1 protein-coding gene is annotated in these 532 nt (G+C 74.6%); it reads right to left on the bottom strand.

The genetic code is table 11. From position 1 onward, the window contains the following. Nucleotides 1-13: 13 nt before the first annotated feature. Nucleotides 14-532: ADP-ribosylglycohydrolase family protein (locus tag CCN33_RS30130; RefSeq protein ID WP_140394772.1), on the bottom strand; the 519-nt coding region annotated here is incomplete at its 5' end.

Raw genomic sequence — 532 nt, 5'->3', positions numbered from 1 at the left:
CAAACGAAAGACCCTAGGCGTCCCAGAGGGCGCCCAGCTCCAGCAGTTCGTCCCGGTGCTCGATCCGGTCCACCCAGTCCGCGGGCCAGGCGTCCGCGCCCAGCCAGGCGCCCGCGAAGGCGCCGGTCAGGCAGGCGAGGGAGTCGGAGTCGCCGGAGGTGCAGGCGGCGCGGCGCAGTGCCAGGACGGGGTCGGCGGGAAAGAGCAGGAAGCAGAGCAGTCCGGTGGCCAGTGCCTCTTCCGCGATCCAGCCCGCGCCGGTGGCCAGGCACGGGTCGGTCTCCGGGGAGGGCGTGCGCAGCGCGTGCTGGAGACGGCCGAGGACCGCCAGGCACTCGTCCCAGCCACGCGCGATGAACTCCTCCGGGCTCGCGTCCCCGGCGCGCTGCCACAGGTCGCCGAGCCAGAGGTGGTGGTAGCGGGTGCGGTTGTCGAGTGCGTACGAGCGCAGCCGGCCGACGAGCCCCGAGGGGTCCGTGCCCTGGGCCAGCAGCCACACCGCGTGCGCGGTGAGGTCGGAGGCGGCCAGCGC

The organism is Streptomyces recifensis, assembly GCF_002154615.1.
GTDB lineage: Bacteria > Actinomycetota > Actinomycetes > Streptomycetales > Streptomycetaceae > Streptomyces > Streptomyces griseoluteus.
The sequence above is the reverse complement of the archived record's forward strand: the minus strand, read 5'-3'. Positions and strand labels throughout refer to the sequence as shown.